At 53.7% G+C, this 18629-nt stretch carries 19 protein-coding genes; 8 read left to right on the forward strand and 11 right to left on the reverse strand.

What is annotated here, in order from left to right; genetic code table 11:
• From hfq to dusB, 6 genes are all read right to left on the reverse strand, one after another.
• The coding region (hfq, locus tag ACK4S7_RS00655) for an RNA chaperone Hfq (RefSeq protein WP_409643436.1) at nucleotides 1–373 on the reverse strand (373 nt) is incomplete at its 3' end.
• Nucleotides 374–488: 115 nt separating this feature from the next.
• Nucleotides 489–1889, reverse strand: coding sequence for a sigma-54-dependent transcriptional regulator (locus ACK4S7_RS00660; protein WP_409643438.1), 1401 nt, complete (start codon nucleotides 1887–1889; stop codon nucleotides 489–491).
• 2 nt (nucleotides 1890–1891) lie between these two features.
• Nucleotides 1892–4129: an ATP-binding protein gene (locus ACK4S7_RS00665; RefSeq protein WP_409643440.1), complete on the reverse strand. Its 2238-nt coding sequence runs from the start codon at nucleotides 4127–4129 to the stop codon at nucleotides 1892–1894.
• Nucleotides 4130–4238: 109 nt separating this feature from the next.
• Nucleotides 4239–5660, reverse strand: a complete 1422-nt coding sequence (locus tag ACK4S7_RS00670) for a sigma 54-interacting transcriptional regulator (RefSeq protein WP_409643442.1) — start codon at nucleotides 5658–5660, stop codon at nucleotides 4239–4241.
• Nucleotides 5657–6748 carry a two-component system sensor histidine kinase NtrB gene (locus tag ACK4S7_RS00675; RefSeq protein ID WP_409643444.1) on the reverse strand — a complete coding sequence of 364 codons (1092 nt, stop codon included), beginning with the start codon at nucleotides 6746–6748 and terminating at the stop codon, nucleotides 5657–5659. Before ACK4S7_RS00675 ends, ACK4S7_RS00670 begins: the two co-directional genes overlap by 4 nt.
• On the reverse strand, nucleotides 6749–7744 hold the full coding sequence (gene dusB / locus ACK4S7_RS00680; protein ID WP_409643446.1) for a tRNA dihydrouridine synthase DusB: 996 nt from the start codon (nucleotides 7742–7744) through the stop codon (nucleotides 6749–6751).
• Nucleotides 7745–7826: 82 nt separating this feature from the next.
• Between dusB and ACK4S7_RS00685 the strand changes: the two genes are divergently transcribed.
• Both ACK4S7_RS00685 and ACK4S7_RS00690 read left to right on the forward strand, forming a co-directional pair.
• Nucleotides 7827–8969, forward strand: coding sequence for a bifunctional 2-C-methyl-D-erythritol 4-phosphate cytidylyltransferase/2-C-methyl-D-erythritol 2,4-cyclodiphosphate synthase (locus ACK4S7_RS00685; RefSeq protein WP_409643449.1), 1143 nt, complete (start codon nucleotides 7827–7829; stop codon nucleotides 8967–8969).
• A 2-nt stretch (nucleotides 8970–8971) separates the two neighbouring features.
• A complete protein-coding gene (locus ACK4S7_RS00690) occupies nucleotides 8972–9484 on the forward strand; it encodes a CinA family protein (protein ID WP_409643451.1) in 513 nt (170 codons plus the stop codon).
• Here ACK4S7_RS00690 and ACK4S7_RS00695 read toward each other — a convergent pair.
• Together ACK4S7_RS00695 and lipA are read right to left on the reverse strand one after the other, a co-directional pair.
• The gene (locus tag ACK4S7_RS00695) at nucleotides 9448–9906 is read right to left on the reverse strand and encodes a type II toxin-antitoxin system RatA family toxin (RefSeq protein WP_409643454.1); all 459 of its coding nucleotides are present in this window, start codon (nucleotides 9904–9906) and stop codon (nucleotides 9448–9450) included. The two genes, ACK4S7_RS00690 and ACK4S7_RS00695, sit on opposite strands and share 37 nt — an antisense overlap.
• 14 nt (nucleotides 9907–9920) lie before the next feature.
• Nucleotides 9921–10847 carry a lipoyl synthase gene (gene lipA / locus ACK4S7_RS00700; RefSeq protein ID WP_409643457.1) on the reverse strand — a complete coding sequence of 309 codons (927 nt, stop codon included), beginning with the start codon at nucleotides 10845–10847 and terminating at the stop codon, nucleotides 9921–9923.
• 51 nt (nucleotides 10848–10898) lie between these two features.
• Between lipA and ACK4S7_RS00705 the strand changes: the two genes are divergently transcribed.
• From ACK4S7_RS00705 to ACK4S7_RS00720, 4 genes are read left to right on the forward strand one after another with little or no spacing between them, the layout of a single operon-like run.
• The gene (locus ACK4S7_RS00705; RefSeq protein WP_409643459.1) at nucleotides 10899–11882 is read left to right on the forward strand and encodes a sodium-dependent bicarbonate transport family permease; all 984 of its coding nucleotides are present in this window, start codon (nucleotides 10899–10901) and stop codon (nucleotides 11880–11882) included.
• A 3-nt stretch (nucleotides 11883–11885) separates the two neighbouring features.
• A complete protein-coding gene (locus ACK4S7_RS00710; RefSeq protein WP_409643461.1) occupies nucleotides 11886–12197 on the forward strand; it encodes a P-II family nitrogen regulator in 312 nt (103 codons plus the stop codon).
• Nucleotides 12197–12820 (forward strand): carbonic anhydrase, encoded by a 624-nt coding sequence (locus ACK4S7_RS00715; RefSeq protein ID WP_409643463.1) that lies wholly within the window; start codon nucleotides 12197–12199, stop codon nucleotides 12818–12820. Before ACK4S7_RS00710 ends, ACK4S7_RS00715 begins: the two co-directional genes overlap by 1 nt.
• Nucleotides 12817–13446, forward strand: a complete 630-nt coding sequence (locus tag ACK4S7_RS00720; protein WP_409643465.1) for a pyridoxamine 5'-phosphate oxidase family protein — start codon at nucleotides 12817–12819, stop codon at nucleotides 13444–13446. The genes ACK4S7_RS00715 and ACK4S7_RS00720 overlap by 4 nt, the downstream gene beginning before the upstream one ends.
• On the opposite strand, the gene ACK4S7_RS00725 is transcribed toward ACK4S7_RS00720, so the two are convergent.
• The 3 genes from ACK4S7_RS00725 to ettA are packed head-to-tail and all read right to left on the reverse strand — an operon-like array spanning nucleotide 13417 to nucleotide 16884.
• Nucleotides 13417–14370: a hypothetical protein gene (locus ACK4S7_RS00725; protein WP_409643467.1), complete on the reverse strand. Its 954-nt coding sequence runs from the start codon at nucleotides 14368–14370 to the stop codon at nucleotides 13417–13419. The two genes, ACK4S7_RS00720 and ACK4S7_RS00725, sit on opposite strands and share 30 nt — an antisense overlap.
• On the reverse strand, nucleotides 14367–15197 hold the full coding sequence (locus ACK4S7_RS00730; RefSeq protein ID WP_409643469.1) for a diacylglycerol/lipid kinase family protein: 831 nt from the start codon (nucleotides 15195–15197) through the stop codon (nucleotides 14367–14369). The genes ACK4S7_RS00725 and ACK4S7_RS00730 overlap by 4 nt, the downstream gene beginning before the upstream one ends.
• 7 nt (nucleotides 15198–15204) lie before the next feature.
• Nucleotides 15205–16884, reverse strand: coding sequence for an energy-dependent translational throttle protein EttA (gene ettA / locus ACK4S7_RS00735; protein WP_409643471.1), 1680 nt, complete (start codon nucleotides 16882–16884; stop codon nucleotides 15205–15207).
• 113 nt (nucleotides 16885–16997) lie between these two features.
• Here ettA and ACK4S7_RS00740 point away from each other — a divergent pair, with 113 nt between their 5' ends.
• Both ACK4S7_RS00740 and ACK4S7_RS00745 read left to right on the forward strand, forming a co-directional pair.
• Nucleotides 16998–18395 (forward strand): M28 family peptidase, encoded by a 1398-nt coding sequence (locus ACK4S7_RS00740; RefSeq protein ID WP_409643473.1) that lies wholly within the window; start codon nucleotides 16998–17000, stop codon nucleotides 18393–18395.
• Nucleotides 18392–18628: a hypothetical protein gene (locus tag ACK4S7_RS00745; RefSeq protein ID WP_409643476.1), complete on the forward strand. Its 237-nt coding sequence runs from the start codon at nucleotides 18392–18394 to the stop codon at nucleotides 18626–18628. The genes ACK4S7_RS00740 and ACK4S7_RS00745 overlap by 4 nt, the downstream gene beginning before the upstream one ends.
• The last annotated feature ends 1 nt before the right edge of the window (nucleotide 18629 follow it).

Consider the following 18629-nt stretch of genomic DNA (forward strand, 5'->3'; position numbering starts at 1 on the left):
AAAAAAGATCATATGCGACAATAGCCCCTTGCAGCATGACGCCATTCACAAGAAAGGTCGTTACTGCCTCGCCCTTATCGCACATCGCGTGCAGGAATACGTCCTGCAACATCCCCGGGCGGTGCGCGGCACGGGACATCATGTCGTCAAAAAGCGACCTATCTGGCGACGCTGACGGCATAATTGTTGAAATGGAATGCTTATATACAAGCTGCGACATCCCGTCCCGGCGCAGAAGCACCGAGAAATTGTCAAACCACGTTACAACACCTTGAAGCTTTACACCCTTTACCAAAAACATGGTCACTGGTGTCTTGGATTTCCTGAGGGAGTTCAGGAAAAGATCTTGAAGTCCGTTATTTTTTTCAGTCATTGTGCTTATCCGATTATATTTATTGTTAAGCTCGGCCCGACTGAACGCCCATCAACCAGCCTGACAACCCAGCAAAAACGTTCTTACACCAATGACGTCATCTCCGCAATTGCGCTCACATCTCGCCATCTTGGCTAAAATCCAAGGCATTCTTTCGTACGGTGATGCCGAGTAGCTTAAGCTTCCGGTGGAGCGCGGACCGTTCCATTCCGACAAAAGCCGCAGTCTTAGAAATATTACCCGAAAAACGCTTGATTTGCACCCGCAGATACTCACGCTCGAACGCTTCACGAGCCTCCCGCAGTGGTGCCCCCATCAAGGATGTTACATTATGCTCTGCACCTTCGTAGCTGTTGATTATTTCAGACGGCAGCATATCGGCTTCAATTGTCGCAACGCCGTCAGCTGGCGCCAAAATAATCGTTCGTTCAATGATGTTCCGCAACTGACGGACATTGCCCGGCCATTCGCAAGCCTGAAGCGCGGCCATGGCGTCATCAGAAAAATGTGGCGGCGAAATGCGATGCTCCGATGCAAATCGAGCCGCATAATGATTGACTAGGTCGGGGATGTCTTCACGTCGTCCGGACAGCGGCGGAATTTCAACCGGAACAACATTCAGCCTGTAAAACAGGTCCTCGCGGAAACGACCCTCAGATATTTCAACCGCCAAGTCCCGCGCAGTGGCCGAAACAAACCGGACATCCACTCTAATTTGTCGATCGCCCCCTACCCGCACGAAACTTTGATCAGTCAACACGCGAAGAATTTTGCCTTGCGTCGTTCGAGGCATATCGGCCACTTCATCAAGGAACAACGTGCCTCCATGAGCCTTTTCCAGCATTCCTGCCTGAACCAGTCGGCCATCTTGCTCAATACCAAACAGTTCCTCGTCAAACCGTTCCGGTGACAAACGTGCGGCGCTAACGGATACGAACGCCGAGCCTGCCCGGGGGCTCCAGCTATGGAGCAAACGCGCCGCCACCTCTTTGCCAACGCCAGCCGGACCAGTGATCAACATCCGGCTGCCCGTTCCAGCAACTTTTTTTAGCGTTGCGCGGACTGCGTTGATGGACGCGGACGATCCCGTTAATTCCTCCGAGTGACCAACGCGCGCTCTCAACGCCGCATTTTCAGCGCGTAAACGCTCAGTTTCAGTCGCTTTTGAAACCAGGTGCAGCAATTTGCTGGCTTCAAACGGCTTTTCGATAAAGTCGGCTGCCCCGTGGCCGATTGCGGCGACGGCGGTATCGATATTGCCGTGTCCAGAAAACACTATCACCGGAATTTGGGGATCGCGACTTTTAATAGCGCGCAGAAGTTCAATGCCATCCATCGAGGAACCACGAAGCCAAACATCTAACAGGATAAGCGACGGCAAACGTGCGTCAAGCGCCGCTAGCGCCTCTTCCGCAGACGATGCGGTCCGCGTACCGTATCCTTCATCGTCAAGGACGCCTGAAACCAGGTCCCGGATATCTTGTTCGTCATCTACAATCAGTATGTCGAGTGCCATAATCAGCCCATAACCTCATCTGAATTGGAAGGAGTCGGCGCAGGTCTTGCTTTTCCGACTTTGGATGCCACGAGTGCCGGACTAAATTTCATGGTCACGACTGCACCCTCGGGAACATTGTCTGCCAGTGAAATTTCGCCGAAATGTTCTTCAATTATTTTTTTCACAATCGCCAGGCCTAGGCCAGACCCGGTTGCGCGATTGGTGATATAAGGTTCCATAATCCGCTGTCGATCGGCAGGTAGTCCAATCCCGTTGTCGGCAATCTGGATGGTAAGCACGTCGCCCTGCATGTGTAAATCAACGAATATAGCACCATCAAATTTGCTATTTTTCCTTTTTTCTTCAATAGATTCAACCGCATTTTTAAGGATATTTGTGATTGCCTGTCCTAATTGCCTGCGGTCCGAGATAAGTGTCGGGATCGACCCACCCTGGTTGTAAGTGAAAGTTATGTCGGGATGCGCGACTTCAAACATGAAAACAGCATGGCCAACGATGTCGTGAACATTTTCGGCTCGGAACAGCGGTTTTGGCATCCGTGCAAATGACGAAAATTCGTCAACGATATTGCGCAAGTCACCCACCTGACGAACTATTGTGCTGGTCAGTTGTTCAAATATCGCTTGGTCCTGTGGGATATTTTTGCCGAACCGGCGTTGTAAGCGTTCCGCGGCTAACTGGATCGGAGTCAGTGGGTTTTTGATCTCATGAGCAATTCGCCGGGCCACGTCGGACCATGCCGCGCGGCGTTGGTCGGCAAGCTGCTGGCTAATATCCTCGAATGTGACAACGCTCCCCTGTTCACGCGGAGATACGGTGACAGCAACGGTAAGAGGCTCTGGACCGTCCCCCAATTGAACCACCCCACGCGGGCTTTCGCTGGCTAAGGCAGCAAGCGCCGGAGCAACGAGCTCAAACTTCTGGCCGACAATGCTGTCCATATTGTTCTTGAGCAGCTTTTCTGCGGTAGAGTTCGCCAACTGGACAACGCCATTGCCATCAACAGAAACAACACCTGCGGATACCGATTCCAGAACAGCCTCGATGAACAGCCTTCGCTCGCCAAGTTGATGATTGGTCGCAAGCAACACGCCCGTCTGTTCCTGCAGGCGCTCCGTCATACGATTAAACGATTGGGAAAGAAATCCAACCTCGTCATCGCGAAACTGATCTATGCTCACGCGGGCTGAAAGATCGCCGTCCGCTATCTTTTGTGCCGCATCAACTAGGTTATTTACAGGCCGCACCAGTCGGTCCGCAACGCGCAGGGCAACCCACAAGGTGATACCAATAATCATAAGAGAGACGAAATAGAGCGCAAGATTGAATTGAATTTGCAGCGCACGCGACCGCGCAACCATCTTATCATAGTCCCGAAGGACCGATTGCGCTTTTTCGCCAAGCGCAAATGATGGCACCGATAAAGCCCGACTAGCGTACAAATAACTGCGCGGTTGATCGAACAGAACCGTTACTGCCTCAATTCGGTCAGCACGGTTGGCAATAACCATCCCCTCACCGGCGTTTAATTTCTTCAAGATGTCGGCGGCAATCCAATCCTGTTTCCGATCATCATTTTCGGTGGCAACGGCCTCCGTTCGTTGGATCCCGTCAATACCCACAGAAACAATGGCTGATTCACTTAGCCGACGACGGAATACCTGCTCGAGATAATAGCTTAAAAACGCCGGATCATCGGCATTTGTCTGGCTCAATGCATTCCGAAAATCGCCGGCCATGGTCTGGGTTTCGTCGCCGACATCCTTGGCGTTAACTTCATAATATCCCTTGGCCAGTTCGCCTGCATTTTCGAGCATTCCGCGCGCGGAGCCTGAAAACCAGAATTGAACGCCGCTCTGGAATAATAAGGAGGCGAATATCACGAGGAGAACCGTGGGAACTGCCGTGATAGCCGAGAAAATCGCAACCAAACGCACGTGAAGAAGCTGTTTACTTCCAATGTTGCTATTCTCTGCCCGCTTAAGCGCGACGCGGCGTCCAAAAAGTACAAGCAACAAAGTAGCAGGCAATAGATTGCTCACCAGCATCGTTGCCGATGCCGCGGGTGCCAATGGTTCTGACCGGGGTCCTTGACCGATCAAGAGCAAGGCAGTGACAACAGCCACGACGATTAACATCACAGCACTGGCAATTTCGAAAAATTTTATCGACTGGCTGTTGCCGAGTAAATCGGCAACACGGTCGAACAGGTGACGAACAGCGGAACGTGCGGTCATGTGCTTCGTTAATCCGATTGTTGCCATAAAGACACTGTGGCAGTCATTGCGTTGCCTGAAAAGCACAAACTCATGACGAAAGAGCCGAATATCGCGTTATGCGCTCGGTTTAGCGTCCGCCTGACGGCCCGATCCCGTAATCCGTGAGTTTTTTACGCAGGGTATTGCGGTTGATGCCCAACAAAGCGGCTGCCTTTAACTGATTGCCTTTTACTTGGCGCATAACATGTTGAAGCAAGGGAATCTCAAACTGAGCCAGTGCGCGAGGATATAATTTCTCGCGCAAAGCCCCACGTTGTCTTTGATCGCGTAAAAACTGAGCTACCGCAGCTTCGAAACTGGCACCCTGAATTGGCGCGTCGACTTCGGGCGCAGGCTCAATAAACTGCATGATGGTGGCATCAGTAATAACGTCTTCGCGGCACAGTAACGCGAGCCGATAGATTAAGTTCTTCAGTTCTCGAATGTTGCCTCGCCAAGGCATCGCCATCAGATGGCTTATCGCATTATCGTCGATTTTTCGAACGGGTAGACCGTCTTTCGCCGCCATGATAAGGAAATGCTGTGCCAGCAAACCTATGTCTTCTGTGCGGTCACGCAAGGGCGGCATTTCAATCGGCACAACATTCAGGCGATAAAAAAGATCTTCCCGAAATCCCCCTTTTTCGATTAGATCGGCCAGGTTCTGATTGGTCGCGGCGACAATGCGCACGTCCAAGCGAATACTTGCTTTTCCACCAATGCGGCTGATGACACCGCTTTGCAGCGCCCTTAACAGCCGTGTTTGTGCATGCATCGGCATATCACCAATTTCGTCCAGAAATAACGTGCCGCCTTGGGCCTGCTCGAAACGGCCAATTGACTGGCCGACAGCGCCTGTAAATGCACCTTTCTCGTGGCCAAAAAGCTCGGCCTCAATCAGTTCGCTTGGAATTGCAGCCATGTTGACGGCGACAAAGGGTCCGGTCTTGCGATGTCCAAGATTGTGAATGGCTTCGGCGACCAATTCCTTTCCCGTGCCACTTTCACCGGAAATCAAGACAGACAGGTCGTTGCGCAGGAGGCGCGCTACCATGCGGTAAACATCCTGCATTGCAGCGCTTCGACCGATCATTGGAAGGTTAGCTTCAGTCAGCGATTCAAATGGGTCATCTGCAGTGGACCGCCGCTTTTCAATGCCCTGCTTTACAGCCAACACAAGATCGTTCAGGTCAAACGGCTTGGGAAAATATTCAAACGCGTTAATCTCGCTGGCTCGCACGGCGGTTTCCAGAGTGTTTTGCGCAGACATGATGATCACGGGCATTTCGGGCGTTTTTTCCATTGCCTCCTTCAATGTCGCAAGGCCATCGCTATCCTTTAACATCACATCGGTCAGCATCAGGTCAAAATGCCCATTGTCCAATGCTGTGTCACGTGCGGCTACGGAATCGCACAACATAGTTTCGATATTTTCCGCTTCAAGCGCAGCGCTCACGACCAGACCAATAGACGCGTCGTCCTCAACTATTAATACCCGTGCCGGCTTCATATGCCCGTTTTCCCTGATGCGACCGGCAGCAAAAGCCGGAATATGGTTTGTCCCTGCACCGCATCGCGTTCAAAAAGCACGCGGCTATTCATTTGCAGGACTAACTTGCGCACTATGGCGAGACCCAGCCCCTGCCCGTCGCGTTTCGTGGAAACAAATGGCGAAAACAGCTCATCCGCAATATGGTCAGGTACGCCGGGCCCATTGTCGGATATGGCAATTTCAACTGGTAACTTCAGGGACCGTCGGTCGACGTCCGCGTCGCGCAATGCCCCGCTCATGACGTATCGTGTTGAAATTCCAATAACACCGTCCAATCGCCCCTGCAACGCGTCCGTCGCATTCTGGAGCAGGTTTATCAGCACCTGAACCATCCCGTCAGCATCAATGAGAACATCTGGCAAAGATGGATCATAATTTATAGATATCTCTGGCATGGCTCGGTTGGCTGCACGAAGTGACCGGATGGCGCGTTCGATAAGCAAGTGGATATTGGCAGGCGCCAGTTCGGTGGGTTCCGACCGACCTAGCTTTTGCATCTGGTCAAGTAGCCTGGCAATCCGGTCGACTTCGTTGACAATCAAGTCGGTTAAGGCGACATTTTTGTCATCAACTTGGCGGGCAAGTAATTGCGCCGCGCCCTTGATACCCGCCAAGGGATTCTTGATTTCATGCCCCAATATCGCTGGCGCACCCATCGCTTGCTGCTGCCCGCTATCGCGCTGCTCGCCGATATGTTCACGGCCACCGTTGCGGGGCGATATGATCGCGATTCTCCAGTCCGGGTCCTTGGACACCGACGACAGGCTGATATCGACTGTAATCAAACCATGAGGCGTTTTAAGCTCCATGTCCTGGGCAGATATGTCATTGTCGGATGACAACAACGCAGCGTTCATTCGTTCACTTTCGAAAATCAGCGTTTCGTCAATCCGCTGCCCCTCAAGCCTGCGTTTGCTTCGGCCAAAAAACGCTTCGCTGGCGTCATTTGCATATTCGATGCAATGGTTAGGCGAAATCAATACCACGGGAACCGCAATGCTCGCCAGCATCTGGCCATAGTCTGGACGATGCAGCGGCTCCGTCATTTATGCGGCGGATTTCGTAAGGAACGGCTCATAAAAGCGCGTCAGTTCGTCTATAACGATGTGGGGGTCGTCGATCCTGTTCACGAAATTCCGGAATTCAGCTGAACCATTGAGGCCCTTGGTATACCATCCGACATGTTTGCGCGCGATCCGCACCCCAACGTCGTTTCCATAATGGTCAAGCATCGCGCGGTAATGGTTGATGATCACATTGAATTGTGTGTCAATGCTGGGGTCGTCAATAGTCTGTCCCGTGCGGAACCAGTGCATCATCTGCCCCAATAGCCACGGCCTCCCATAAGCGCCCCGTCCCACCATAATGCCATCCGCGCCACTCTGCGACAGCGCCTGCTGCGCGTCATCAATTGTGCATATGTCGCCGTTGACGATCACGGGCAGGGACACCGCGTCCTTAACTTTGCGTACAAAGGCCCAATCAGCCGAGCCTTTGTACATCTGGTTCCGTGTACGGCCGTGGACAGTAATCATTTTAGCCCCGAGGTCTTGAGCAATGCGGGCAAGTTCTGGAGCATTCAGGCTGCTATGGTCCCACCCCATGCGCATCTTGACCGTCACCGGGACCGACACAGCATTCACCGTCGCCTCGATCAGGCTAGCGGCTAAGGGCAAATCACGCATTAGCGCGGATCCAGCGTCTCCGTTCACGACTTTCTTAACTGGACAACCCATGTTGATGTCGATGATTGCAGCGCCGCGATCTTCATTAAGCTTTGCCGCCTCACCCATTTCGTAAGGCGTGCACCCGGCCAGCTGCATCGAAACTGGCTCTTCGATCGCGTCCCACTCGCATTTCTGGATGCTCTGGCGTGTCTCACGAATCATCGCCTGGCTGGCAATCATCTCCGTGACATTCAGACCAGAGCCAAACTGGCGCACGATTCTGCGAAACGGCATATCGGTAACGCCTGTCATCGGCGCGAGAATGACCGGGCAATCGATTTTGATGTTGCCGATTTGAATGGGTTTAAGTTGCATCGTCTATAACTGCCTAAAATTTAGGCAGGCCGTTACCCGCTTTCAGCTTGGCGGGCAAGCCTGCTGTCGCTAGAGCGCGCAAATGGCATCTCGTCCACACACCGTTGCGCTAATTGTCGCCGCAGGCTCAGGTAGCCGCGCTGGCGGCAAACAGCCAAAGCAATTTCGACTTGTACGCGGCAAACCGATGTTGTGGCATAGCTATGCGGCTTTAACCAAGCATAACGCTGTCGATCGAGTCTATGTTGCTATTGGTGCTGGCCAAGAAGCCGAAGCAGCGGCGGCACTTGCTGGTCTCGAAAGTCCTATATTTGTCCAAGGCGGTGCAACCCGGTGCGAGAGCGTATATTTGGGGCTGAAAGCGATTGCCGCGAAAGGCCCGGTTGATCAGGTCCTTATCCACGACGCCGCGCGGCCCTTCCTCCCTGCCCAAGTTATTGATGATCTATTGAATGCCCTGACGCTAGCACCCGGTGCCGTCCCTGCCCTGCCCGTCGTCGACAGCCTTTCTCGAGGCGGTGAGGTTCTGTCTGAGACTGTCGAACGTAATCATCTGTGGCGGATACAAACACCGCAGGCTTTTTCCTTTCAGGCAATATATTCAGCGCACCAGTCCTGGACCGGTGAAGAACCTACCGATGATGCACGGATGCTAATGGCGCAGGGCGGCGAAGTGCGCATAGTAACTGGCGCGGAAGCGCTGAACAAATTTACCTTCACAAGCGATTTTGCAGGAAACGACATGCCGTCAGTCAGAAGCGGAAACGGTTTCGATGTTCATCGTCTCGTTCCAGACACGGAATTGTGGCTTTGCGGGGTGCAAATACCGCACGATAAAGGGCTCGCCGGCCACAGCGATGCCGATGTCGCCATGCATGCGCTGACCGATGCGATTTTGGGCGCAATTGCCAAAGGTGACATTGGTGATCATTTTCCCCCGAGCGACCCGCAATGGCGGGGTGCGTCTTCGGACCGTTTTCTCAACTATGCAATGAGGCTGGCCCGGGAAGACGGCTTTGATCTTGCAAATGCCGATGTCACAATTATCTGCGAGCAGCCCAAAATCGGTCCTTTTAGGGGACAAATGCGTGCGCGCCTTGCGGAAATTATGGCTGTTGATGTGGATCGTATTTCGGTAAAGGCAACCACCACCGAAATGCTTGGCTTCACGGGTCGAGGCGAAGGTATCGCCGCCCAAGCCACCGCCACTTTTGAGAAAATATGATCATGGATTCTGTCTTACCGTCCGAAATTGCCGAGCTTGCCGCGCGCGTTGTTGCCGAAAACAAGGCGGCCGGACGCATGGTCGCCATTGCAGAAAGCTGCACAGGTGGACTTGTCGCGGCTGCTCTTACCGAAGTACCCGGTAGCAGCGCAGTTCTGGGATATGGTTATGTAACTTACAGCAACGACGCCAAAATGAAGATGCTTGGCGTGAATGAAGATATTATCGATACTTTCGGCGCCGTGTCAGTCGCCGTGGCGTGGGCCATGGCGCAAGGCGCACTTAAAAAAAGCGGCGCTGACGTTGCCGTGGCCATTAGCGGCGTCGCCGGCCCCGATGGCGGATCGGCCAACAAACCCATCGGCACTGTTGTTTTTGCAGTCGCGTTAAAAGGTCAAAATCCCGAGGACGTGGTCGGCGACCGAAAGTCCTATGGATCAGACAAAAGTCGCGCTGATATCCGTGCTTTTGCAACACTTCACGCGCTGGAGCTGTTGCTCCCTTCGGCACCGTAGAGCGCGTCGGCCCGTTCAATAAAAGCAGTCGTCATCTTCCGAAGCGCGGAGTCAAAAAACTGCCCCGCCAGTGCCTCAAACACGCGGTTCCGGAATGAAAAATCGACTGTGAAGTCCACGACAGAGCCGCCGCCTTCAATATCTTCGAACTTCCACGCATTATGTAAATGCTTCATTGGCCCGTCGAGATAATCCACAATAATCGATGTTTTGGGGGATTTGACCACACGGCTACTGAAAGTTTCCCGCAGCGACTTGAATCCGACGATCATGTCCGCCAGCATTTCGTCGTCGGCATCCTTACGAATACGAATAGCGCTCACCCATGGCAGGAACTCAGGATAGCGGCTTACGTCCGCTACCAGATCATACATCTGTTCCGCACTGTGCGGCAGGTTGCGACGTTCATGGTGGTGCGGCATCGATTAAATCAGTCCTAGCGCGCCTTACCGAGTTGCGCCGCACGCGCGTCTCGCATTTTTACAAAATCATCACCGGCATGATAGCTTGATCGAGTAAGAGGGCTCGACGCGACCAGCAAAAAGCCCTTTGCCCGAGCGATGGCTGCATAAGCGTCAAATGCGCTCGGGGTTACGAAATCCATGACCTTGGTATGCTTTGGCGTTGGCTGGAGATATTGGCCCATTGTCAGAAAGTCGATGTCGGCACTGCGCATATCGTCCATAACCTGATGCACTTCCATGCGCTCTTCACCCAACCCCAGCATCACGCCCGACTTGGTAAAAATGGAAGGATCATGCCGCTTCACGGTTTCCAGCAAACGGAGCGAAGCATAATAGCGGGCGCCGGGCCGAATGGTTGGATACAAACGCGGCACCGTCTCCAAATTATGGTTATAGACATCCGGTCGCGCACTAACGATCGTCTCAATGGCCGCTTGCGCCTTATTCCGGAAATCGGGAGTCAGGATTTCAATCGTGGTGTTGGGGGTGTTGCGCCGCAGCGCCTCGATCACCTTCACAAACTGGCTTGCGCCGCCGTCGGGCAGGTCATCGCGGTCAACGGACGTGATTACAATATGTTCGAGCCTCATCTTCGCTGCGGCGATCGCGACATGTTCCGGCTCAAGCGGATCAACCGCGCGTGGCATGCCTGTCTTTACGTTGCAAAAGGCGCAGGCCCTCGTGCACACATCGCCAAGGATCATCACTGTCGCGTGTTTTTTCGTCCAGCATTCCCCGATATTAGGGCACGCGGCCTCCTCGCAAACCGTGTTTAAATTGAGGTCACGCATGAGTTTGCGGGTTTCGTTAAACCCGGCTCCCGTCGGCGCCTTAACCCTGACCCAATCAGGTTTGCGTTCTCTCTTTGGGCGCTCAGATATATTAATGGGGGCGTTCATCCTGCCCGAATAGCCGTTGATCGTCACCTTGCCAACTGCAACTTGCCTGCTATGGGTTGCAAAATCCGCAAAGGGGGCATGATGATAGCCGATACACTCACTTCGCCGGTGATCCTGTTCTTTGTTCTTGGTTTTATTGCCGCAACCCTGAAATCCGACCTCACTATCCCGGAAGCATTCGCCAAGGCTATGTCCATCTATCTGATGGCAGCCATCGGTTTGAAAGGCGGCGTTGAAGTATCCAAAAGCGGCATTACGCCTGAAGTTATCGTCGCTGCCCTCGCTGGCTTAGCACTCAGCTTTCTTTTGCCCTTGCTGGCCTTTGCGCTGTTGCGTGGCGTTGGCAAGTTATCAAAGGTCGATGCCGGTGCGGTCGCCGCGCATTATGGCTCGGTCAGTGTTGTTACCTTTGTAACCGCGATAGAATTGTTGACGGGCGAAGGCTTAAGCCCGGCTGGCTATATGGTCGCTGTTTTGGCGCTCATGGAGACTCCCGCTATCATCACTGGCCTCATGCTCGCACGTCGTGGCGACGCGACTACTGGCGAAACCAATGCCACGCCGTGGCACGAAGTGCTTACAAATGCGTCGGTGATGTTGTTGGTTGGCAGCTTCATCATTGGAGCGATCGCAGGGGCCGATGGGTTTGCGGCGGTAAAACCGCTTTTTGACACAGGTTTCCGCGGCGTGCTGTGCCTGTTCCTACTTGATATGGGCCTCATTGCTGCACGTCGCCTCATGCAATCACGCAAGATGACATTGCGCTTGGTTTTGCTCGCCATATTGCTTCCGATGATGAACGGCTCAATCGGCACTGTTGTTGGCACGGTTATTGGGCTGGATGTAGCATCCGCCGCTGCCTTGGGCATCTTGGCCGCGAGTGCGTCATATATTGCAGTTCCGGCAGCTATGCGTCTTGCTCTTCCTCAGGCCGATCCCGGCATTTATCTCAGCATGTCACTTGGTGTAACCTTTCCTTTCAACATCATCTTTGGCATCAGCATATTTGCGGCACTCGCCCAGGCATTAGGATAATTCATGGTTCAAACGGTTTCGCGTAAGCGCATAGAGATTTTGGTGGATACTCCGCTGGTCCCCCGGATTGTCAGTTACCTTAAGGCCGTGGACATTTCGGGATGGAGCCTGATTCACATCGACTCCGGCGGCGGCCGCGCGGGCGAATGGCAGCATGATGATGTTACTGGCGCCAGCGCCAAAACCATTGTTTTGGCCATAGCGTCCGACACCAAAACAGCCGCCATGATCGACGCGATCGCGCCTTTGCTTGACAGTTATGGCATGTTGTTAACTGTTGGCGACGTTCAGGTGGTGAGAGGGGAACGTTTCTAATGCCAGAATTCGCTGTTCTGGTTGAGGGCTATCGCCGCTTCAAATCAGACGCCTATGTGCGCCAGAAGGCCCGCTTTGATGCCTTGGCGAGCGACGGACAGTCGCCACCGATCATGATCATCTCCTGCTGCGACAGCCGGGTAGATCCTGCGACTGTTTTTGATACCACGCCGGGTCAGGTGTTCGCTCTGCGCAATGTCGCCAACCTGGTACCGCCCTATGAAACGGGCGGGGGTTTGCACGGGGTGTCGGCGGCTATAGAATTTGGCGTGCTGGGTCTTGAGGTCCGTCATATCGTCGTCCTGGGACACGCCCAATGCGGCGGGATAAAGGCGTCTTTGGAAGGCGGCGACCTCGGCAATGCCGGATACAGCTTTATTGACGGGTGGGTGGACATCGTTCGCCCCGCCCGCGAAAAGGTGCTTGCGTCCTCATCTAATGACCCGCAACGCGATCTCGAGCTGGAAGCCATTCGCGTCAGCTTAGCAAACCTACGTAGTTTTCCCTTTATTGCGGCGCGCGAACAATCGGGGCAGTTGAAATTGCACGGCGCCTATTTCGGTATTGCCGATGGTAATCTCTACGTACTGAACGACGAGAGCGACACTTTCGAGGTACAATGACAGAGTTAAACAGCTTACCTGCGCATTATGACGATCTAAAGCTAAGTTTTGAAGCTGTATGGGGAATAGTGGAAGCTGGCGTCACCAATCGGCATAGTCCCGCCCACATGCCGGCGGTTGGAACAACAGACCAAACTGGAACGCCACAATTACGTATCATGGTCCTGCGCGCGGCTTTACGCGACGCGCGAACATTGCGGTTTCATACGGATTCGCGTTCAATCAAGGCAGAACAACTTCGACAAAATGCAGCAGCAGGCGTGCTGATCTATGACCCGGCGGCCAAGGTCCAAATCCGGCTGTCGGGAAAAACCAATATAACGCAATATGGCGATGTAGCAGATGCTGCTTGGTCCACGTCCACACCGTTCGCCCGGCGATGCTATATGGCAGAGGCTGCCCCCGGAACGCCATTGGATCGGCCGTCATCAGGTCTGCCGGATTGGATACAGGGCAAGCAACCCGAAGAGGAGCAATTGTCCCAATTCCGCGCAAACTTTGCGGCCTTACTGGTCAAAGTAGAAACAATTGAATGGTTATATCTTGCCAATGCAGGTCACAGGCGGGCGCGATGGCAATGGGATGCAGGGCAAGGTTCATGGACGGGTAGCTGGCTTGTCCCATGAAGCTGTACATTTTTCGAGATAAGTCTTGATCATGACGGCGTGACGTCCCGCGGCTAATGCAAGGTCGATCTCCGCGCGGCTTTCTGCGTTCATGTACGAAATGTCAGGACGGTTCAGGGCCAGATAGTTAGACAGTGAAGCATCGCTTTTACCAACTGCCTCGTGCCAGAAATGGATGCCGGCGTGCGACATGCCCAATCCGCAGGCCGCATCACCATTGGTTGGTTTTCCCCTTGGCCCTATAAACGCCGATAAGGCGAGAGTATCAGGATTATCCATTTCCGGGAGTGGATTAACGGCAAGTCTGCCGTTCTTGCGTGCCTTGACCTCTCCGCGCGCAAAGGCGCTTCGGTCATAAATGGTTATGTCGCCACGACCCCCTGCCCCATCGCCTGAAAACCCGTGGCTGTTCGTATGCAGCGCGATCACGGGCTGATTGGGTCGAAATATGCTAAGGAATGCAGCCGTGAATAACGGGGACCGGGCGTCAAAATTACGGTTGGGATCGCAACCGGTGACTCGCGCAGGTTTTACGCCACACACCCCATCGCCGGATTGCAGACGCGCACTGCCTGCCCCGGAATTGACGGCGATGCCCGTCCCGCCATATTTCTGGATTGCAGAGATCATCGCATCAAACGCGGCGTTCTCGTCATCATGGGGAACGACCCATGTCGGTCCTTCTGGCTTGTCAACGCTCGAAAAGCGGATGAGGTGCCATTCAAAACCGTTTTCTGAAAACCGGCGTTCGCTGGTTTGGATATTGTCGAAAAATTTTTCACGGGTGATGTTGCGTGAGATATCGTCGTCGATACCGACAAGATTGCTCAGTTCTACATTCATCCACGATTTAGGCGGCATGGAAACGGCTGTTGTCGATGCCCATAAGGCAAGACAGGCCGCCTTGGCCCACCATATTTTCACGGTGTAATCCTTAAAAAGCGGACCGAAGACATCCCTGCGCAGCATGTAAGCGGGAGAGCCCGATCCTCATATTCCCCATCAACCAATATGCCAGTATCCAACTGGTCCCCCATCACAGTTGCTTTGTGCATCATGCCCAATTCGTCACGTGGCCCCTCACGAAAGTCATGCCGAAGCCAGGCCAGACCATGGTTTACCATGTCACCCAGGCCGTTGGCCCTGAAAGCAATAACATTGATGTTTTCCGCATCAAATGGCTCGACAAAGATCCCTGCATAAGATTCATGTGTTGCGCCTTCCAACCAAACACCCTCATCACCCAGAGTTTCGGACCATGCTTCCGGTATAGTTGCACTAAGGCTGGTGATATCGGCCTGCCGAATTCCTTCTCGTACTTTACCCCAACGTGTGGAGGGGCCAACGGTCAGACCTGTCAAGATTTCTGTTTCGCCAACCTTTATAATCGGCACGGACGATGCGACCGCGGAACTGGCCGGCAACATTTCAAGAAGCTCAGGCAACGCATACTCGCCGTGCAGCCGGCGTGCCAACAGGTTCATCGTGCCACCTGGCAAGACCAGTATTTCGCCATCCCAGCCTGCGAGTTTGGTGCACAGGCTGCTGATCGTGCCGTCACCTGCACATATGGCCACCGTGTGGAAACCTTCGGCTTCTACCGCAGCGCGTGCAGGCAGGTCATCATCAGGCAGCAAAACCCGGTCTAAAATCTGAAACCCTCCCGCCTCAAAAGCAGCGATTAACACGTCTTGATCAACCGAATTTGCGTTGCCGCTGTTGCTGTTGATGACGAGGAGGGTTTGCTTCATGCGATCATCAACGCGTCATCTTCTTATAAGTTGCACGGTGAGGACGAGTGGCCTCGTCACCTAGACGCGCAATTTTGTCTTCTTCGTAAGATTCAAAGTTGCCTTCAAACCATTCGACGTGGCTGTCGCCTTCAAACGCAAGGATGTGGGTCGCCAGACGGTCAAGGAAGAAGCGGTCATGGCTGATGACCACCGCGCAGCCAGCGAAGCTCTCAAGAGCTTCTTCAAGCGCGGACAGCGTTTCAACGTCCAGATCGTTGGTTGGCTCATCAAGCAGAAGCACGTTGCCGCCTTCTTTCAACATCTTGGCCATGTGGACGCGGTTACGCTCACCACCTGAAAGCAAACCTACCTTTTTCTGCTGGTCAGTGCCCTTAAAGTTAAAGGCGCCAACATAAGCGCGGGTGGGCGTCTCATGCTTCCCAAGCTTCATGAAGTCGGCGCCGCCCGAGATTTCTTCCCAGACGTTCTTGTTGGGATCAAGGTCATCGCGGCTTTGATCAACAAAGCCCAGCTTCACGGTTTCTCCAATTTCCACTTCGCCCGAGTCAGGCTTTTCCTGGCCGGTAATCAGTCGGAATAGCGTGGACTTACCTGCGCCGTTCGGTCCGATCACGCCAACGATGCCGCCCTGCGGGATCGTGAAGGAAAGATTTTCGAAAAGCAACTTGTCGCCATAAGACTTGGTGACATTCTTGACCTCGATAACCTTGCTGCCGAGGCGTTCGGGAATCTGAATGACAATCTGTGCCTTACCAGGCGTACGATTTTCCTGCGCCTCGACCAGTTGATCGAAGGATTTGATACGCGCTTTGGACTTGGTCTGACGGGCTTTCGGGCTTTGCCGGATCCATTCAAGTTCGTCCTTGATTGCCTTTTGACGGCCAGCATCTTCGCGCGACTCTTGCTCGAGGCGTTTGCCCTTTTTCTCCAGATAGGTCGAATAATTGCCTTCATAGACAAAATAGCGGCCGCGATCGAGCTCAAGTATCCAGCTGACCACGTTGTCGAGGAAGTAGCGATCGTGGGTTACAAGGATGACGTTACCCTTGTAATCCACCAGATGCTTTTCCAGCCAAGCCACAGATTCTGCGTCAAGGTGGTTGGTCGGTTCATCGAGCAGCAGGATATCGGGTTTTTCCAACAACAATCGCGTCAGAGCAATGCGGCGTTTTTCACCGCCGGATAGGCTGGTGACAGGGCTATCACCTGGCGGGCAACGCAGGGCGTCCATCGCAAGCTCTAGCTGGCTATCCAATGACCAGCCATCAACTGCGTCAATCTTTTCCTGAAGCGTGCCCATTTCCTCCATCAGAGCGTCAAAATCTGCGTCTTCCGGAGGATCGCCCATAATCATCGAAATTTCATTGAAACGGTCGACGAGATCAGCGACCGGACGGACACCATCCATCACATTCTCACGCACGGTCTTGTTAGGGTCTAGCTCAGGTTCCTGTGCCAAATAGCCAACACGGATATTTTCGCCGGGCCAAGCTTCGCCCGTAAATTCGGTGTCCATGCCCGCCATGATTTTCATCAGAGTGGATTTACCCGTACCGTTTGGTCCAACGATGCCAATCTTTGCATCAGGGTAGAATTGCAAATTGATATTGTTGAGAACCGGCTTGCTCGCACCGGGGAAGGTTTTTGTCATTCCCTTCATTACGTAGCTATATTGGGCTGCCATGGGGATTACTTCCTATACTACTATACTTTGATTTGGCCGCCTCACTAGCTATCTGCACGTTTCCTCGCAAGGTGGGATTGCAATACCGTGCGATGAGATTAAGCCTGCAGCCCATGAAAAAACAAACCGCTTTGTTCGCCGCAGCGTCTACGCTGCTTTTTATGCCGTCACTAACGCTTGCAGCACCCCTTGATCCAAAAGCTGACGCCATTGCCGCGTTGCGCGACAAGGCGCTGAACGGCGACGATATCGCTTATAACATTGTTGAGGGTCTGACGACCGAGATTGGACCACGACAGGGCGGCACGGACGCCGAAGCCCGGGCCCGCATATGGGCTGTCAACAAGTTGAAAGCTCTGGGTTTTGATAATGTTAGGGTGGAAGAATACCAAATGCCAACCTGGGTACGCGGCGAGGAAACCGCAGAAATAACCGCGCCCTTCCCTCAAAAACTTGCCATTGCTGCGCTCGGCAACAGCGGCAGTACAGGAGATGCAGGACTTGATGCGGAAATCGCCTATTTCCCGACAATCGACGATTTGCGCGCCGCGCCGGATGGCAGCCTGAAAGGCAAAATTGCCTTTGTCAGCCACAATATGAAGGCAACACAGGACGGCAGCAGCTACGGCGCATTTGGCCCTGCCCGTTTCGTCGGACCAAATATCGCAGCCAAAAAAGGGGCCGCGGCGATTGTGATCCGCTCCATCGGCACCGATTACCATCGCAACCCGCACACGGGGAACACCAATTTCGAGCCGGGGGTGACACCAATCCCTGCTGGCGCTTTGTCGATCCCAGATGCCGAGAACCTTGAACGCATGATTTCACGGGGCAAACCGGTGCGTATGAAGTTAAAGCTGACACCACAAAATATCGGGATGCAGACGTCCGGCAACGTGCTGGCCGAGGTGAAGGGGTCAAGCCCCAAATTGCCCATCATCGTTATTGCCTGTCATCTGGACAGTTGGGACCTAGGAACCGGCGCAATTGATGATGCCGCGGGCTGCGGAATCATTGGTGCGGCTGCAAAACATCTAAAGTCGATGGGGCAGCCGAAACGCACCGTGCGCTTACTCTGGGCCGGTGCTGAAGAAGTGGGTATTTGGGGCGGCCGGGACTACGGCGAAAAGCACGCCAATGAGCCGCATGCTCTGGCCATGGAATCGGACTTTGGCGCAGGCAAGGTCTGGGCGGTCGATTTTCGCTTCCCCGCAAGCGCAACGGGCCTGCGTACTCGGATTATATCAGCATTGGCGCCGCTGGGCATCGTGCCACGCCGCGAAATTGCAGGTGGCGGTGCCGACGTAGGTGCGATTATTGCAGCGCAAAAGCTGGGCATCGTGGATTTGCAGCAAGACGGGACGAAATATTTCGATCTTCATCACACGCCCGACGACACGCTGGACAAGATCGACAAGGTCGAACTGCGTCAGAACGTGGCCGCATGGGTTGCAACGCTGGCGTTGCTTGCAAATTACGAGGGTGAGTTGAAACCGGAGCCTGCGCAATGAAACAAGGTCTGTTACTGGCACTGACTGTTCTTGTTCTCACAGGGTGTAACAATACGCCAACGGCGCCTGAACCCAAGTCATCGGACGCGTCGGCATCAAATCAACAAGAGGAGCTGGCTAAGCAGAAATTGACTATTGAACAAGCTGCGGAAGAAGCGACAAAGTTGATTGAGGCAGACGCCAAAACTGAGATCGAGGCCGTCACGCCAATAACGCCCGAACCAGCACAATAGC

It is taken from the genome of Sphingorhabdus sp., from assembly GCF_046292425.1.
GTDB lineage: Bacteria > Pseudomonadota > Alphaproteobacteria > Sphingomonadales > Sphingomonadaceae > Sphingorhabdus_B.

Bases quoted from the DNA above. Each gene is read 5' to 3' on its own strand.
- ACK4S7_RS00660 (WP_409643438.1), bottom strand. From the start codon at position 1,889: ATGGCACTCGACATACTGATTGTAGATGACGAACAAGATATCCGGGAC.
- ACK4S7_RS00665 (WP_409643440.1), bottom strand. From the start codon at position 4,129: ATGACCGCACGTTCCGCTGTTCGTCACCTGTTCGACCGTGTTGCCGAT.
- ACK4S7_RS00670 (WP_409643442.1), bottom strand. From the start codon at position 5,660: ATGAAGCCGGCACGGGTATTAATAGTTGAGGACGACGCGTCTATTGGT.
- ACK4S7_RS00675 (WP_409643444.1), bottom strand. From the start codon at position 6,748: ATGACGGAGCCGCTGCATCGTCCAGACTATGGCCAGATGCTGGCGAGC.
- dusB (WP_409643446.1), bottom strand. From the start codon at position 7,744: ATGCAACTTAAACCCATTCAAATCGGCAACATCAAAATCGATTGCCCG.
- ACK4S7_RS00685 (WP_409643449.1), top strand. From the start codon at position 7,827: ATGGCATCTCGTCCACACACCGTTGCGCTAATTGTCGCCGCAGGCTCA.
- ACK4S7_RS00690 (WP_409643451.1), top strand. From the start codon at position 8,972: ATGGATTCTGTCTTACCGTCCGAAATTGCCGAGCTTGCCGCGCGCGTT.
- ACK4S7_RS00695 (WP_409643454.1), bottom strand. From the start codon at position 9,906: ATGCCGCACCACCATGAACGTCGCAACCTGCCGCACAGTGCGGAACAG.
- lipA (WP_409643457.1), bottom strand. From the start codon at position 10,847: ATGAACGCCCCCATTAATATATCTGAGCGCCCAAAGAGAGAACGCAAA.
- ACK4S7_RS00705 (WP_409643459.1), top strand. From the start codon at position 10,899: ATGGGTTGCAAAATCCGCAAAGGGGGCATGATGATAGCCGATACACTC.
- ACK4S7_RS00710 (WP_409643461.1), top strand. From the start codon at position 11,886: ATGGTTCAAACGGTTTCGCGTAAGCGCATAGAGATTTTGGTGGATACT.
- ACK4S7_RS00715 (WP_409643463.1), top strand. From the start codon at position 12,197: ATGCCAGAATTCGCTGTTCTGGTTGAGGGCTATCGCCGCTTCAAATCA.
- ACK4S7_RS00720 (WP_409643465.1), top strand. From the start codon at position 12,817: ATGACAGAGTTAAACAGCTTACCTGCGCATTATGACGATCTAAAGCTA.
- ACK4S7_RS00730 (WP_409643469.1), bottom strand. From the start codon at position 15,197: ATGAAGCAAACCCTCCTCGTCATCAACAGCAACAGCGGCAACGCAAAT.
- ettA (WP_409643471.1), bottom strand. From the start codon at position 16,884: ATGGCAGCCCAATATAGCTACGTAATGAAGGGAATGACAAAAACCTTC.
- ACK4S7_RS00740 (WP_409643473.1), top strand. From the start codon at position 16,998: ATGAAAAAACAAACCGCTTTGTTCGCCGCAGCGTCTACGCTGCTTTTT.
- ACK4S7_RS00745 (WP_409643476.1), top strand. From the start codon at position 18,392: ATGAAACAAGGTCTGTTACTGGCACTGACTGTTCTTGTTCTCACAGGG.